The sequence below is a fragment of the Rhodococcus sp. ABRD24 genome, assembly GCF_004328705.1.
GTDB lineage: Bacteria > Actinomycetota > Actinomycetes > Mycobacteriales > Mycobacteriaceae > Prescottella.
The window spans coordinates 903,556-917,887 of the sequence record NZ_CP035319.1; the positions used below are offsets into that span (position 1 = coordinate 903,556).

Below are 14,332 nucleotides of genomic sequence, written 5' to 3' on the forward strand. Positions count from 1 at the left end.
CCCCGGGCGGGGCCCGCACGCGACACGCCGAAGACACGCCGAAGACACCCCCACTGGACGTCCTCGATATCTCCCACACCACCACGGCACCACTCCCCCAGGTACCCCGCGGCGCCACTGCCGGACACTGCCCGACGCCGCCGGACGCCGCCGGACGCCGCCGGACCCGTTCCGGTCCGGGCCGACCCGGACGTCGCTACCATCACCTCGACGGACGCGCCCGATCGAATTAACTGCCTGGTAACTGAAGGGTGTTCGGTGCTACCGCCGAGGCCGCGGTATGCCAGGGTGAACAGGTGCCGTCGAACGACAATCCCTACTACTTCGCGACCGTGTCGCATGTGGTGCGCCTGACCCCGAACATGCAACGCGTCACCCTTCGCGGCGGGGACCTGACTCGCTTCACCTCGAGCGGCGACCCCGACGAGCGACTACTGGTGGCCTTCCCTCCCGAGGAGGCAGACCGCCCACCGACGCCGCAGCCCGTCGGACAGGGGTGGGAATTCCCTGGGCCCGCGCGCACGGAGCTACGCAGCTACACCGTCCGCCGCTGGGACGCGGCGACCCACGAGATGGATATCGATTTCGCCGTACACGACGGCGGCGCGGCCGTCCGGTGGGCCCTGCAGGCCAGGCCCGGCCAGGTCCTCGGGGTCACGGCGGCATCCGGGTGGTACGAGCCATCAACCGGCACCGCCTGGCAACTGCTGATCGCGGACATGACAGCGCTGCCCGCGGTGGGACGAATCGTGGAGGGCCTCGAACCCGGGGTCCGCGTCCACGTGATCGCGGAGGTGACGACGTCTGCGGACGAGCAACATCTCGCCACCGCCGGCGACGTCTCCTACACATGGCTGCACGGCACCGGCAACGGCGTCGGCCCCAGCGTTCTCGCCTCGACGGCACGCCGGTGGCTCCGCCCGGACGGCCAGGGCTATGTGTGGTTTGCGGGCGAGGCCGGGGTCTCGCGGGAGGTCCGACGCTGGGTACGCCACGATCTGGGCTGGCCCACCGGGCGCTACGACGTCATCGGCTACTGGCGCGCCGACAAGGAGGCGTGGACCGAGCGGTACGAACAGGTGCGCGAGCGGATCGAGGCAGCGCAGACCGCAGCACTCGCCGCCGGTGGCGACTTCGACTCTGTTCGCGACGCCGTCGACGCCGCAATGGACCAGGCCGGGCTGTAGGTCCGGAAGCGCCCCGCCCGAGCGAGCTGAAAGGTCCCTTCGTGCGCTGCGCGCGCATGTGAGGGACCTTTCAGCCGACGAATGGAGCGTGTCAGGCGTCGGCGAGGACCTTCGAGGCACCGGCGAGGGCCGCGACGACGCCGGCAACCTGCTGCGCGACCTCGGCATTCTCGCGCGGGTGCAGCTCGCCGAACTTTTGGATGGTGCCACCGATGGACAACTCGACCTCGAGCACGTTGCCGCCGGCGATGCGGAGGGCCCTGCGTGCGTCGTCGTGGGCCCACTTGGCAGCGTTGTGGCTCGGGGACGCGCTGATCACTGCGACCGGCTTGTCCTTGACGGCGCCGGCGCCGTAGGGGCGCGAGAGCCAGTCGATCGCGTTCTTGAGCACGGCGGGGATCGTGCCGTTGTACTCCGGGGTGACCAGAAGGATGGCGTCGGACTCGGCGGCAGCCGCACGGAACCCGTCGACACCGGCGATGGAGGCACCGGGGACGTCGACGTCCTCGTTGTAGAAGGGGAGCTTGCCGAGCCCCTCGAAGATGGTGATTTCGACGCCCTCGGGCGAGACGGCCACGGCCGTCTCGGCGAGCTTCCGGTTGACAGAGCCGGCGCGCAAGCTGCCGACGAGGACGAGAACACGGGACTGAGACATGAGATTCCTTCGGTGGTGCGAACGGCAACGCTGAATCGACAACGCTGCGAGCATGTATAGCAGCATAAGCGGACCGCGGTCCACTTATGTTCCCGTTGGGCTACGATGCAGACGTGAACAGCCCGCTGCTGCCGCTGGTGGACGCCGAGATCCCCGAGCGATGTGATGCCGCCCGCAACCGGAAGCTGCTCCTCGACGCAGCCGCTACTCTCGTTGCGGAACGGGGCGTCGATGCCGTCACGATGGAGGTCGTCGCCGCGAAGGCAGGAGTGGGCAAGGGCACGGTGTTCCGGCGCTTCGGCAGCCGTTCGGGTCTGATGAACGCGATGCTCGACCACACCGAACGCGAACTGCAGCACGCGTTCATGTTCGGCCCGCCGCCGCTCGGCCCGGACGCCGATCCCATCGTCCGCCTCGTTGCTTTCGGCCGCGCCCGGCTCGACATGGTGGCAGTCCAGGGCGACATCCTCCGGGCAGCCGAGAACTCCCCCGAGTTCCGGTTCTCCGGTCCAGCACGGGCGGTCAGCCTTCGACACATCGTGACCCTCCTGACGGACGCCCAGGTCGACGGCGACGTCGAACTACTCGGAACCGCGCTGCTCGCCCCACTCGACGCGGCCCTGGTCCTGTACCAGTGCCGCACGCTCGGGATGCCGATCGAGCGGATCGCCGACGGCTGGCAGGACCTGGCCCTGAGGATCGCGCGGATCGACGCCCTCCCGGATTAGGGTGTGCGCATGCGCACACGCCTGGTAGCTCTCGTCCTCCTGTCCGCCGCCGCGCTCTCCGCGTGCGGCAACAGTTCCGACGACGGCTCGACCACCACGGTGTCGACGGAAACCAGTGCCGAGGTGGCGCCGGCATCGCCCGCCGACGCCCTGTGGGGCCGGACGTTCTTCTCCACGGACGTCTCAGGCACTCCCATTCCCGGCGGCGGCCCACTCGAGGTCGCCTTCCCCCAGCCCGGGCAGATCGCAATGAGCGCGGGCTGCAACCGCGGGGTGGGCAGCGTCGAGCTCGCCGGCGGCATCGTGAACACCGGCCCGATCGCGACGACGATGATGGCCTGTCCCGGCGACATCGCGGGTGCCGACAAGTGGATGACCGACTTCTTCGCAGCCAGACCGACCTGGAAGCTGGACGCCGAAACACTCACCCTCGTTTCGCCCGAAACGACGGTCTCGCTGACTGCCAAGACGGTGACGAGTCCCGATCGGCCCGTCATCGGGACGACGTGGGTGGTCGACACCCTGATCAGCCCCGACGCGGTCAGCACGTCGACCGCGCTCGAGACGTCGGCGCCGACGCTCACCATCGCCGAGAACGGCCGGGCGACAGGCACCACCGGCTGCAACCGCTTCAACGGTCCGGCGCAGCTGGGCAACGGCACCATCACGTTCGGACCGCTGGTGACCACCCACCTGACCTGCCCCACCGATGTCACCGAGGTTGAGCGTGCGGTCCTCGCGGTGCTCGACGGTGAGGTCACCTACGCGATCGACGCCGACACCATGAAGCTGATGCGGCCGGACGGTCTCGGCCTGGGTCTGCGAGGAGAGTAGGCGAACACCACCCGCCCTCAGCGGAGGTCGCGCAGCCAGGCGCCGAGAACGCGGGCACTGGCGTCCACCTGTGACGGCCAGTCCAGTGCAGAGTCGTCGGCCTGATCGCTGACATGCTTGGCCAGACGGCAGCGGGCTCCTAGTTCCGCGCACGCGAACGCCACCGCGAAGCCCTCCATGTCCACCAGGTCGGCACGGGTGGCGAGGGCATCCCGCACCTCGGCGTCGGAGATGAACGAATCGCCGGTGGCGAGCACGGAACCGTCGCCGTCGTCGAGTTCGATCACATCGCGCACCGGGTATCCGAGTGAGCGCAGCACCGTGCTGCTGATGTCGTGGTTGACCACTGCCGAGGGCAGGTAGAGCCCGGTGTGATGGGTGTGCAAGGCGCCGGCGGTGCCGATGTTGACCACGAGCGGTAGCCGATCGGCCGGATACGACGCGAGCGCGCGGGTCACCGCGACTGCGGCCGCGACCTTGCCGATCCCGGTGACGACGACGTCGACACCATCGGGCACGTGCGCCGCCTCGGACTCGGTGGCGCTGACTACAAGGATGCCGGTCCGACTCATGCACGCCTCCAGAACTCGTCCTGTGTCCCGGCGCCTGTCGGCGCCCGGATCACATCCTGCCGTGTCCACTCGCGCGAATGCGGAGCCGACCCGTGCTCGCTACAGTTCTCGCCATGGCGAATCTACGTGCGCGGATCATCGAGGACCTGGGTGTGAGGCCGATAGTCGATCCTGCGAGCGAGATCCGCGACCGCGTGCAGTTCATCAAGGACTATCTGCGATCCACCCCCGCGCAGGGCCTCGTACTCGGGATCAGCGGCGGCCAGGACAGCACGCTCGCCGGACGGCTCAGCCAGCTGGCCGCCGAGGAACTGCGGGCTGAGGGCCATTCCGCCGAATTCATCACCGTCCGCCTGCCGTACGGGACGCAGTTCGACGAGGAGGACGCGCAGGTGGCCCTGAAGTTCATCGCGCCGGACCGCTCGCTGACCGTCAACGTGAAGCCCGGCGCCGACGCGACGATCGCCGAAGCATCGCAGGCAATGCGCGGACTCCTCGGCGACGGCGGACTGCTGCGGGACTTCGTGCGCGGCAACATCAAAGCGCGCGAGCGGATGATGATCCAGTACGCAATTGCCGGAGAGCTCGGGTATCTCGTGGTAGGCACCGATCACGCTGCCGAAGCGCTCACCGGGTTCTTCACCAAGTTCGGCGACGGCGGCGTGGACCTGACCCCGCTCACCGGGCTCACGAAGCGTCAGGGCGCAGCCCTGCTGCGCGAGCTCGGCGCGCCCGACAGCACATGGCGCAAGGTGCCGACCGCAGACCTCGAGGACAACCGGCCGTCCCTGCCCGACGAGGTCGCATTGGGCGTGACCTACACCGAAATCGACGACTACCTCGAGGGCAAGACCGTGACCGCCGAAATCGCCGAGAAGCTGGAGCGGATGTATCTGAACACGCGCCACAAACGGACCGTCCCGGTCACGCCACTCGACACGTGGTGGCGCGAGAACTGACACATTCCCGGCGGGCGGGGTCAGCCCCAGCGATCGCCTTCACCAGATCCGAGGCGTTCCTCGGCGGCGAGTATCGACGCGGGCGCGGGCTGGCACTGGGACGACTGGAAGCACGCCCGGGACGAGAACCTGGCAGCAGCATCCGAGAAGGCGGGGGCGCGCTGCTGGGACACTACGACGACCCGCCGGGCGGGGACTACATCGAGGAGCGCGACGGCGAACCCTGGACCGACAACGACGCGGCTTGACCTGCACTGATGGCATGTCCCGCCCGCGTGGGTGGGGAAGGAAACTGATGCCGACGATGCGGACTGTGGTGATCGAGTGGACCGAGGTTTTTAGGTGTGGGGGCCGTTTTGGTGTGTGAGCTGGGGTGATGGCGTGTCCCGGGTGGGGCCGGCGGTTGCGGGGTGGGTGGGGCCGGCACTTTGGGCGGGTGTGTGGTGTGGGTGGTGTGCTCGGGCCGGGCGGGGTGGCCTGGGGGTGGTGTGTGGTGCGCGTAGGGGCGGCGTGAGGGCGGGTTTTGAATTGTCTTGTGGTGCAAAAACATTTGTGAATCAAATTGGTACATCCGCGGTCGGGAGTTCTTGCGCAGTGTGATGTGTTGGCGTGCACGATTTCGGGCCGTGGCGCGGGCGCGCGCAGTGCGTCCCCGTCTCGCTTTCCCCACGGCGGACCTCGCGAGGGTGACGGTGAACAATCTTGGCGAGAATGCTATTTCGGTTTCGAGTGGAGCGCAGCGACGCGATCGACGGCAGCTTGACGCCACCGCCATCGAGCCGCACAGCGGCTCCCTGGCAGGGACCGCAGCGACCCGCTCCATCTCGGGGAGCGACGCACCCAGTCGTCCCTCCGTCCACTCACCCGTCGATGACAGTCAGGTTGGCCATACCGTGCAGCGAGGAAACATCTGTGACGTGTGATCCGGAGAGTTCGAGCATTCTCAGATGCGGCAAGCCGGCCAGTGGCGAGACGTCCGTGATCGAGGTCCCCTCGAGGTCGAGCCAGGTCAGGCCCGTCAGACCCGCCAACGCAGCCACATCGACCACCTCGGTCCCCGCGAGCTTGAGGCAGGTGAGGCCGCTCAGGCCCCCCAGGGGGTCGACGTCCCGGAGTGGCGTCCAGCGCAGGTCCAGAAACTCAAGTCCGGTCAGACTGGCAAGCGGGGACACATCATTGACCTCCGTTCCGCTGAGGTAGAGATGGGTGAGACCGTGCAGACCCGCCAACGGGGACAGCTCCCGCACAGGCGACCAACGCAGGTCGAGCCTCTGCAACGCGGTCAGCGTCGACAGCGGGCGAAGATCGATCACTGCCTCTCCATGCAATCGCAGTTCGGTCAGGTTCGACAGTTCGGACAAAGGGGCCAAATCCGCCGCGGGCAGCTGATCAAGCTCGAGGAACGCAGTCCGGGCGATGGCTTCAGACTCCAGAGGTGTCGAGATCGGACGGCCCAGCTGCGCGTTCACCGCAGCAAGCACACCAGCCGCCCCGCGACGCATGCTACGTCTCGGGCTCATTGTTCTGATCCTTTGCCTTTTCGGGACATGGTCCGGCGGGTCACGCTGCCCGGGAGGGCGCGTGTAGCGGCAGGGGGCACCTCAGATCGCACCCGCACAGTATGCGAGTACGTTACGACAGTAAATTCGCTCGGACCCTGGTGATGGCCCCGTGAGCTGGTCGCACTGCTGACTTCCTCTGGGCTACGAGCCAGTACCGAGAACGTAGTGGCGTCCGCAGGCGCAGTGGTGCACGCCGTCGGTGCGGCGCTCGGCCAGAATCGCGACCGGGTCGCTGGGGAGCCTCGGCTCATCGAACTGGACGTCCAGCGGGCATCATCCGCCTGGTGACCCCTGCCGATCAGCCGCCCGCGAACGGCGGCAGCACGTCCACCTGCCCCGTCGCCGGACGAGTGAGATCCCTAGTGAGATCGGAATCGACGAGGAACGCCGCGACGTCGAGAATCCGCGCCATTCGATCGCCGTAGCGGTCGATCAGCACAGCCTTGAGCGCGCCCAGATCCGCATCCGGTCGCAGCAACAGTGACTCCTCGGTACAGCCGGCGGCGTCCGCCGCGGCCGCGAAGTACCGCACCTGAACACCCACGGACGACACAGCCGCTTCATCCACCGATCGCTCCCATACTGCGTTGTGGGGGAATGAATCCCGCCGCGTTGATGCCGTGCCCGGCCCACTTGCCCCACATCGCCGCGCGCCACAGCAACGCGAGGTCCTCGTCCGTGGCACCGGATCGCAGCGCATCGCGCAGATCGACCTCCTGGTCACTGAACAGGCATGACCGGACCGTGCCCTCCGCGGTGAGCCGGGTGCGGTCGCAGTCCTCGCAGAACGGGCGGGTCACCGAGCCGATGATCCCGACGGTGGCCGGACCCCCGTTCACCAGCCATTCCTCTGCCGGGGAGGACGGATCCTCGCGGCCGATCTCCTCGAGCGCGAACCGGGCCCCGAGCACGTTCAGCAGGGCCTGCGCGCCGACCATGTTCTCCCTGGCCCACTCGTGGTCGGCATCCAGCGGCATCTGCTCGATGAACCGCAACGCACATCCCGCCGCGAGACACCATTCGAGCAACTCTGCTGCACCACTGAGGGTTTCGGACATCAATACGGCATTGATCTTCATCGGGGCGAGTCCGGCCTGCTGCGCGGCGCGGATCCCGGTGAGCACGGAGGGCAACCGATCTCGGCGGGTGAGCTCCGCGAAGTGTGCACGGTCGACGGTGTCCAGCGAGACGTTCACCCGGGTGAGTCCAGCGCGTGCCAGCGCGTCGGCACGATGCTCGAGGCCGACCGCGTTGGTGGTCATCGCCAGGGGGATCCCGGGCACTCGCTCGGCACAGCCGGCGACTATGTCCTCGAGGTCGCGGCGCATCAACGGCTCGCCGCCGGTGAACCGCACCTCCCGCACCCCGAGACGATGCACGGCGACGCCCACCAGCCGGACGATCTCGTCGGTGGTGAGCAACTGTGTCCGAGGGACTGCGGGCAGGCCTTCCGCCGGCATGCAGTACGTGCAGCGCAGCGAGCACTTCTCGGTGATCGACACGCGCAGGTCCCGTGCGACCCGGCCGAAGCTGTCGACCAGCTCGGGGACGTCGGGCCGCCCGGCCACGTCGGGAGCGGTCCGCACAGCAGGAATGCCGACGTCCACCACCGTCCCCGTTCGTACCACCGTCATGCGATCAGTATGCCGCCGCCGAGACTCCCGAGTGCGATGGAGATGCCTAGGATTGGCTGTCATGGCACCGCGGGAGCACAGGCACGGCATCGGATCGCGCGCGCGATCCGTCGCGGAGCACGCCGCCGAGGTGGCGGAGCTCCTCACCCCCCTCCTGACGCGACCATCCGAATCGGTCCGCATCGAGGACGCGCTGGGTCGCGCGCTCTCCCACGACATCGCCTCGCCGGTGGATCTGCCGATGTTCCGCAACTCGCAGATGGACGGATTCGCCGTCGACGCCGCAGCCATCGCCGTAGCTCCGACGACCCTGCCGATCCTGGGCACCATCGCCGCCGGTCCGGCGTGCCCGGATGCCCACGTGCCCGGCACCGCGATGCGCATCATGACCGGTGCCGTGATTCCTGAGGGCGCCGATGCGATTGTCCCGGTGGAGGACACGGAGATCACCGACGGCAAGGTCACCGTCCTGCGCTCGCGCGCCGCCGGCGAGTACGTCCGGGACCGCGGCAGCGACGTGCGCACCGGCACCCTGCTGCTGCCGGCCGGAGCTGTTCTCGCGCCCCGACATCTCGGGGTGCTCGCGGCGGTGGGCTTGACGTCGGTGGCCGTACACACTCGTCCGCGCGTGTCCGTCATCACCACCGGCGCGGAACTGGCGGACGCCGGAACCATCCTGGCCCCCGGGCAGATCTACGACTCCAACGGCGCGGCGCTTGCGGCGAGCCTGCGGGCCGAGGGCGTCGAGGTCGCGACGGTGGACCGCAGCACCGACGAGCCTGAAGTCTTCCGCGCGGCCCTGCGTCGGGCGGTGGCCCGCGCCGAGCTGGTCATCACCTCCGGTGGGGTGTCGATGGGCGACTTCGAGGTGGTCCGGGATGTCCTCGGTGAGGCCGGCGCGTGGTTCGGCCCGGTGGCGATGCAGCCCGGCGGACCACAGGGCACGGCCGTGGTCGACGGCGTCCCCGTGCTCACGTTCCCGGGTAACCCGGTGAGCACGATGGTCTCGTTCGAGGTGTTCCTGCGTCCGCTGCTGCGACGCGCGACGGGCGTGCCTCCCGTCCCGATCGAGGAAGCCGAACTCGCGCACCCCGTGACGTCGGTAGCCGGCAAGCGGCAGTTCCTGCGTGGCCGCCGCACCGCCGACAGCGTCGAGGTGGTCTCCGGGCCCGGGTCCCACCTGGTGGCGGCATTCGCATGGGCCGATGTGTTGATCGATGTTCCCGCCGAGGCGACGGTCCTCGACGCGGGTGAGCGAGTGAAGGTGTGGCCCCTGTCGTGAGCGAGCAGAACATAGGTGAATTGACCCATCTGGACGGCGCGGGCCGGGCCCGGATGGTGGATGTGAGCGCAAAGTCGGACACGACGCGAATCGCGGTCGCCGCCGGCGAACTGGTGACCACCCCCGAGGTGATCGCACTCGTCCGCACCGACGACCTACCCAAGGCCGACGTCCTCGCCACCGCCCGCATCGCCGGAATCTCGGGCGCCAAGAAGACCTCCGAGCTGATCCCGCTGTGCCATCAGTTGGCGTTGTCGTCGGTGAAGGTGGAGTTCGGCTTCACCGACACCTCCATCACCATCGAGGCCACCGCGAAAACCAAGGGCCCCACGGGCGTCGAGATGGAGGCCCTCACCGCGGTCGCGGTGGCCGGGCTGACGCTGCACGACATGGTCAAGGCCGTCGACCCCGCCGCCACCCTCGACCGGGTACGTCTGCTCACCAAGGAGGGCGGCAAGCGCGGCCACTGGCGGCGCGACGAGCCTACGGTTCACCCGCCGGATCCCGCCACCACCTCCGGCATCCGGCCCGGGTCCGCCACGGTCCTGGTCGCATCCACCGGCGGGGCACGCGGCACGCGGCCCGACACCACCGGACCGCAGATCGCCGACTGGCTCGGCGGCCGCGGATTCAGCGTCCGCGGACCGTTGGTCTACGCGGATGCCGACATCGCGGCCGGCCTGGCCGACGCCCTCTCCGACGGCCCTTCCCTCGTGATCAGCACCGGTGGCACCGGCGCCTCCCCCACCGATGCCACTCCGGAGGCGACGCGCGCCGTCCTCGACCGCGAACTGCCCGGCATCGCCGAAGAGATGCGCCGTCGAGGCACCGAGGTGACCCCGCACGCGGCGCTCAGCCGCGGGGTCGCGGGTCTGTCCGGCCGCACCCTCGTGGTCAACCTGCCCGGCTCACCGGGCGGGGTGAAGGATGGGCTGGCGGTTCTGGGACCACTCCTCGATCATCTGCTGGCACAGGTTGCCGGCGGCGGTGCGCACGATGAGTGAACTACTCGCCCGGATCTCCGCCGAACTGCTCGATCCCGCGGTCGTCGACGCGGCCGTCGCCGGGCCTGAACACGGTGCTGTGGTGGTTTTCACAGGCGTGGTCCGCGATCACGACGGCGGACGTTCCGTTTCCGCCCTCGAGTACCAGGCACACCCCGACGCCGAACGATTCCTGCGGCGCTGCTGCGAGCGCGTGTCTGCGCGTAGCGGGCTACCGGTCGCCGCGGTACATCGCGTGGGCCAGTTGACCATCGGCGATCTGGCGCTGGTTGCGGCGGTCGCCGCCCCGCACCGCGCCGAGGCGTTCGCCGCATGCGCCGAGCTGGTGGAGTGCATCAAGGCCGAGGTACCGATCTGGAAGCGCCAACAGTTCGCGAGCGGCATCTCCGAATGGGTCGGTCTGTAGTCGCCCGAAGCCGACCTGGAAACCTTGACCCGGTATGGTGGAAGCACTGGAGGTCCGCTTGCGAGACATCCAGCGTCGTAGAACGCTTTCACTTCGCGCCGGATCCGAGCCTCGCGCTCGGTGCCCTGAACGGGCATCCACGCCCGTCGGCGAGTGCACCAGCACAGGCAATTCTTGCGGCGATCGATCTTGCCTACCGGCAATGTCGCCATCTTGTGCAGGCCGTGCACCGGGAAGCTCCCGGCCGTTCGGGTGTGCACGAATGCCCGAAAGGCACCGACAACCTTGTCCACCAGCGCTACATCCCCGTCCGGCGAGTCCGCCCCCGTGTCCTTCGCCTCCCTCGGAGTTCCCGGTCCGATCGTGACCGCTCTGTCGGCAGGCGGCATCACCACCGCGTTCCCGATTCAGGTCGACACCCTTCCCGACACCCTGGCCGGACGCGACGTCCTCGGCCGAGGTAAGACAGGCAGCGGCAAGACCCTCGCGTTCTCGATCCCGTTGGCCGCACGGCTCGCCGGCGGCAAGCGCCGTCCGGGTAAGCCCCGCGGCCTCGTACTCGCCCCCACCCGCGAGCTGGCCACGCAGATCACCGCGGCCCTCGAGCCGCTCGCGAACGCCCACGATCTGCGCGTCACCACGATCTTCGGCGGCGTGTCCCAGCACCGTCAGGTCAGTGCGCTCAAGGGCGGCGTCGACATCGTCGTCGCGTGCCCCGGCCGCCTCGAGGACCTGATGAAGCAGGGCTTCGTCTCGCTCGACGGCATCGAGATGACAATTCTCGACGAGGCCGACCACATGGCCGACCTCGGCTTCCTGCCCGGAGTCACCCGCATCCTCAACGCGACCCCACAGAGCGGCCAGCGTCTGCTGTTCTCGGCGACGCTGGACAACGGCGTCGACAAGCTGGTCAAGCGTTTCCTCCACAACGAGGTGCTGCACTCCGTCGACGAGGCCAACTCCCCCGTTGCCGCGATGACCCACCACGTCTTCGACGTCAACGGTGTGGAAGCCAAGAAGAACCTCGTCCAGAAGCTGGCGTCCGGTCAGGGCCGGCGCATCCTGTTCATGCGGACCAAGCACCAGGCCCGCAAGCTGGCCCGGCAGCTCACCGAGGCCGGGATCCCGTCCGTCGATCTGCACGGCAACTTGTCCCAGGCTGCGCGTGACCGCAACCTGGCTGCATTCTCCGAGGGCTCCGCGCGGGTCCTCGTCGCCACCGACGTCGCTGCCCGCGGCGTCCACGTCGATGACGTCGAACTCGTTGTCCACGTCGATCCGCCGGCCGAGCACAAGGCATACCTGCACCGCTCGGGGCGCACCGCGCGCGCCGGCAGCGCCGGTGATGTCGTCACCATCGTGCTGCCGGAACAGCGCAAGGACCTGCAGGTGCTGATGCGCAAGGCCGCGATCAAGGTCACCCCGGTCCAGGTGACCGCGGAGTCCGAGCATGTGACCCGTCTGGTCGGCGAGCCCGCGGCCCACGTGCCGCCCGCCCCCAAGTCCGAGAAGCCCGCCGGCGGAGACGGCCGACGCCAGGGCGGAGCCCGTCCGGCCCGCGGCGGCTCCGGGCAGGGTGGCCGAGGCGCCGGACAGGGTGGCCGCGGTCCGCGGTCCGAGGCTGTCGGCGGCGGACGGCGACGCGCCGGTTCGGGCGCCGCCGCCGGTTCCGGCTCAGGCGCACCGCGCAGCGGCGGAAGCCGACGCCGCGGCTGACCCGGCTACCGCCTTCAGTAGCGTTCCCAGTGGATCGCGTCGGCCAGATCCCGGCGCGTCCGCCAACCGAAGCGCTCGAGGTCCGGGACCTCCTGGAACTGCTCGACCTTCCCGACGCACAGCCACGCGATGGGACGCACCGGTGCCGGGATATCGAGCAGTTCGGTGAGGAAGTCCTCCTCGTAGAAGGACACCCAACCGACACCGATGTTCTCGGCGGCCGCGGCCAGCCAGAGGTTCTGGATGGCCAGCACCGCCGAGAACAGCCCGGTGTCGTCGATGGTGTGCCGGCCGAGGATGTTGTCACCGCCGCGGGACGGGTCATACGTGACGACGATTCCCGTGCCGCTCTCCCGGATTCCCTCGATCTTGATGGGGTCGAACGTCTTCCGGCGATCCTCGGGCAGAGAAGCGGCGAACGCCCGCCGGCGGCCCGCGACGTGCTCGGCAAAGGCCTCGAGGGTGTCGGGGCGACGCACCACGACGAAATCCCAGGGCTGGGTGTTGCCGACGCTCGGTGCCGCGTGGGCCGCGCCCAGGACGCGCTGCAGCGTCTCGTCGGGGATCAGGTCACCGCTGAACTCGGCACGGACATCGCGGCGTCGACGGATAGCTTCGTACACGGAAACAAGAGACTCGGTCACGACTCCACGGTAGCCGGAGCCCTCCCATCCGAACTCGCCATCCGGATCACACGGACGCGGTGTACCTGTGCACACCCATCATCGTGTCGGCGCCGAGGCCCTCGGCCTCGGATTCCACGCACGAGTCGAGCAGCGCATCGACCGAGTCCGGGTCCAGGTCGGTGCCGATGACGACGAGCTCGGTGCGCCGTCCCTCCCCTGGCTCCCAGCGCTGCGGATGGAAGCTGACGTGGTCCCCGACGACCTGCAGCAAATACTTCTGCTGGTAGCCGGGAACCCCGAAGTACACGTATCCCTTGATCCGGTACAAGCCGGCTGGCTGATTCTCGAGGAACCGGATGAGTCGGCGAGGATGCATCGGCAACGCCGATGCGAAAGTCACACTCTCGTACATCGAATGGATGTGCCGGTCCCCACACTCTCCGTGATCGTGGTCGTGTTCCTCGGCGAGGAGATCGTCGAACGTCAACTGCTCACCCGGCCGGGGCTCGCGGCGCGGCGTCCGATCGAACAGCAACCCCGGATCCACCCGCCCGTGCACGGTCGAGACAACCGCGGCCCGGGGATTGATCCGGCACACCTCACTGAGCAAGGTGTCGTGGGCCTCCTCGTCGATCCGGTCGGTCTTGTTGAGGACGACCAGATCCGCAAGCGCGATGTGTTGGTCGAGTTCCGGATGTCGCGCCCGACTGCTCGGGTACTCGGCGCCGTCGACGACCATGACCAGTCCGCCGTAGGTGATGTACTCGTTCTCGCTGCCGAGAATCAGACGAATCATGTTGCGCGGCTCAGCCAATCCACTGGCCTCGACGACGATGACGTCGATCTCCGACTTGCGATGCGCCAGCCGGTTCAGCATCGCGTCCATGTCGCTCACGTCCACCGCGCAGCAGAGGCAGCCGTTGCTCAGCGCCATCATCGAATCGACCTGTCCGGCAACCATCATCGAATCGACATTGACCGAGCCGAAGTCGTTGACGATCACGCCGATGCGAGTGCCGCCGTTGTTGCGCAGTAGGTGATTGAGCAGGCTGGTCTTCCCCGAGCCCAGGAATCCGGCGACCAGAACGACAGGAATCCGCCGAGGACTCTGCTTCTTCGCCACGCCTTGATCCTCCGCGCCACCGACACCACCGACCGGCAGCCCAT

At 68.6% G+C, this 14,332-nt stretch carries 15 protein-coding genes; 8 read left to right on the forward strand and 7 right to left on the reverse strand.

The genetic code is table 11. The annotated features are described in order from the left end of the window. Positions 1–251 precede the first annotated feature (251 nt). The gene (locus ERC79_RS03960; RefSeq protein WP_242676740.1) at positions 252–1,187 is read left to right on the forward strand and encodes a siderophore-interacting protein; all 936 of its coding nucleotides are present in this window, start codon (positions 252–254) and stop codon (positions 1,185–1,187) included. A gap of 91 nt (positions 1,188–1,278) precedes the next feature. Here the strand turns inward: ERC79_RS03960 and ERC79_RS03965 are convergent, their stop codons facing one another. Next, a complete protein-coding gene (locus ERC79_RS03965) occupies positions 1,279–1,842 on the reverse strand; it encodes an NAD(P)H-dependent oxidoreductase (protein ID WP_131575921.1) in 564 nt (187 codons plus the stop codon). Between the two features lie 113 nt (positions 1,843–1,955). On the opposite strand from ERC79_RS03965, the gene ERC79_RS03970 reads away from it, so the two are divergent. Both ERC79_RS03970 and ERC79_RS03975 read left to right on the forward strand, forming a co-directional pair. Then, positions 1,956–2,570, forward strand: coding sequence for a TetR/AcrR family transcriptional regulator (locus tag ERC79_RS03970; protein ID WP_242676741.1), 615 nt, complete (start codon positions 1,956–1,958; stop codon positions 2,568–2,570). Between the two features lie 9 nt (positions 2,571–2,579). After that, the gene (locus ERC79_RS03975; protein ID WP_131575925.1) at positions 2,580–3,404 is read left to right on the forward strand and encodes an META domain-containing protein; all 825 of its coding nucleotides are present in this window, start codon (positions 2,580–2,582) and stop codon (positions 3,402–3,404) included. 17 nt (positions 3,405–3,421) lie between these two features. Here ERC79_RS03975 and ERC79_RS03980 read toward each other — a convergent pair whose 3' ends face one another. After that, on the reverse strand, positions 3,422–3,976 hold the full coding sequence (locus ERC79_RS03980) for a nucleosidase (protein ID WP_131575927.1): 555 nt from the start codon (positions 3,974–3,976) through the stop codon (positions 3,422–3,424). 113 nt (positions 3,977–4,089) lie between these two features. Here ERC79_RS03980 and nadE point away from each other — a divergent pair, with 113 nt between their 5' ends. After that, complete coding sequence (gene nadE / locus ERC79_RS03985) at positions 4,090–4,935, forward strand: ammonia-dependent NAD(+) synthetase (RefSeq protein WP_131575928.1); 846 nt, start codon at positions 4,090–4,092, stop codon at positions 4,933–4,935. 860 nt (positions 4,936–5,795) lie between these two features. On the opposite strand, the gene ERC79_RS03990 is transcribed toward nadE, so the two are convergent. The 3 genes from ERC79_RS03990 to moaA form a co-directional block, all read right to left on the reverse strand. Next, on the reverse strand, positions 5,796–6,455 hold the full coding sequence (locus tag ERC79_RS03990; protein ID WP_131575930.1) for a leucine-rich repeat domain-containing protein: 660 nt from the start codon (positions 6,453–6,455) through the stop codon (positions 5,796–5,798). Positions 6,456–6,795: 340 nt separating this feature from the next. Beyond that, positions 6,796–7,065, reverse strand: a complete 270-nt coding sequence (locus ERC79_RS03995) for a MoaD/ThiS family protein (protein ID WP_242676742.1) — start codon at positions 7,063–7,065, stop codon at positions 6,796–6,798. Further along, on the reverse strand, positions 7,058–8,131 hold the full coding sequence (gene moaA, locus ERC79_RS04000; protein ID WP_131575932.1) for a GTP 3',8-cyclase MoaA: 1,074 nt from the start codon (positions 8,129–8,131) through the stop codon (positions 7,058–7,060). Before moaA ends, ERC79_RS03995 begins: the two co-directional genes overlap by 8 nt. 61 nt (positions 8,132–8,192) lie before the next feature. On the opposite strand from moaA, the gene glp reads away from it, so the two are divergent. From glp to ERC79_RS04020, 4 genes are all read left to right on the forward strand, one after another. Further along, entirely contained in the window at positions 8,193–9,413 is a 1,221-nt protein-coding gene (gene glp, locus ERC79_RS04005) for a gephyrin-like molybdotransferase Glp (RefSeq protein ID WP_131575934.1), read from the forward strand. 11 nt (positions 9,414–9,424) lie between these two features. Then, positions 9,425–10,417, forward strand: a complete 993-nt coding sequence (moaCB, locus tag ERC79_RS04010) for a bifunctional molybdenum cofactor biosynthesis protein MoaC/MoaB (protein ID WP_131580713.1) — start codon at positions 9,425–9,427, stop codon at positions 10,415–10,417. Beyond that, on the forward strand, positions 10,410–10,823 hold the full coding sequence (locus ERC79_RS04015) for a molybdenum cofactor biosynthesis protein MoaE (protein ID WP_131575936.1): 414 nt from the start codon (positions 10,410–10,412) through the stop codon (positions 10,821–10,823). Before moaCB ends, ERC79_RS04015 begins: the two co-directional genes overlap by 8 nt. A 363-nt stretch (positions 10,824–11,186) precedes the next feature. Next, positions 11,187–12,539 (forward strand): DEAD/DEAH box helicase, encoded by a 1,353-nt coding sequence (locus ERC79_RS04020; protein ID WP_131575938.1) that lies wholly within the window; start codon positions 11,187–11,189, stop codon positions 12,537–12,539. 14 nt (positions 12,540–12,553) lie between these two features. Here ERC79_RS04020 and bluB read toward each other — a convergent pair whose 3' ends face one another. Both bluB and ERC79_RS04030 read right to left on the reverse strand, forming a co-directional pair. After that, entirely contained in the window at positions 12,554–13,183 is a 630-nt protein-coding gene (gene bluB / locus ERC79_RS04025) for a 5,6-dimethylbenzimidazole synthase (RefSeq protein WP_131575939.1), read from the reverse strand. A 46-nt stretch (positions 13,184–13,229) separates the two neighbouring features. Beyond that, entirely contained in the window at positions 13,230–14,288 is a 1,059-nt protein-coding gene (locus ERC79_RS04030; protein WP_131575941.1) for a GTP-binding protein, read from the reverse strand. Positions 14,289–14,332 lie beyond the last annotated feature (44 nt).

Coding starts and splice junctions, on each gene's coding strand:
- ERC79_RS03980 (WP_131575927.1), bottom strand. CDS start 3,976: ATGAGTCGGACCGGCATCCTTGTAGTCAGCGCCACCGAGTCCGAGGCG.
- ERC79_RS03965 (WP_131575921.1), bottom strand. CDS start 1,842: ATGTCTCAGTCCCGTGTTCTCGTCCTCGTCGGCAGCTTGCGCGCCGGC.
- ERC79_RS03975 (WP_131575925.1), top strand. CDS start 2,580: ATGCGCACACGCCTGGTAGCTCTCGTCCTCCTGTCCGCCGCCGCGCTC.
- ERC79_RS04015 (WP_131575936.1), top strand. CDS start 10,410: ATGAGTGAACTACTCGCCCGGATCTCCGCCGAACTGCTCGATCCCGCG.
- nadE (WP_131575928.1), top strand. CDS start 4,090: ATGGCGAATCTACGTGCGCGGATCATCGAGGACCTGGGTGTGAGGCCG.
- moaA (WP_131575932.1), bottom strand. CDS start 8,131: ATGACGGTGGTACGAACGGGGACGGTGGTGGACGTCGGCATTCCTGCT.
- glp (WP_131575934.1), top strand. CDS start 8,193: ATGGCACCGCGGGAGCACAGGCACGGCATCGGATCGCGCGCGCGATCC.
- ERC79_RS03990 (WP_131575930.1), bottom strand. CDS start 6,455: ATGAGCCCGAGACGTAGCATGCGTCGCGGGGCGGCTGGTGTGCTTGCT.